The sequence below is a fragment of the Nocardiopsis sp. LOL_012 genome, assembly GCF_048060475.1.
In the GTDB taxonomy this organism is placed as follows: domain Bacteria; phylum Actinomycetota; class Actinomycetes; order Streptosporangiales; family Streptosporangiaceae; genus Nocardiopsis.
Map to the genome: position 1 here is coordinate 1 of NZ_JBHMIV010000134.1, position 325 is coordinate 325.

The window sequence follows — 325 nt, forward strand, 5'->3', positions numbered from 1 at the left end:
CGGTGTCGCCGAGGTCGGCCAGGGTCGGGGGGCGGTGGTGGGGGGTGAGTTCGTAGAGGGGCCAGCCGGGGCCGGTCTGTTGGCGGATCTGGTGGAGTGTGTGGGTGTGTTCGGTGGGGTTGGTGGTGCGTAGGAGGAGGTTGAGGGGGCGGGCGGTGGAGGTGTAGCGCCGGAGGGCTTGCTGCTGTTCGGGGGAGAGGCGGGGGAAGGCGTGGGGGTTGCGTCCGGGGTGGCCCAGGACCTGCTCGCCGTAGGCGTAGCCGTCGTTGTTGGTGGTGAAGGTGCGGTATCCGTCCGGGGTGATCTGGCCCGGGGCGTCGTGTGG

General features: G+C 71.1%; 1 protein-coding gene. It reads right to left on the reverse strand.

The window, feature by feature from the left end; translation table 11 throughout:
- Positions 1-325, reverse strand: a 325-nt coding sequence (locus ACFHWE_RS23790) for a hypothetical protein (protein WP_416604112.1), incomplete at both ends; no start/stop codon positions are given.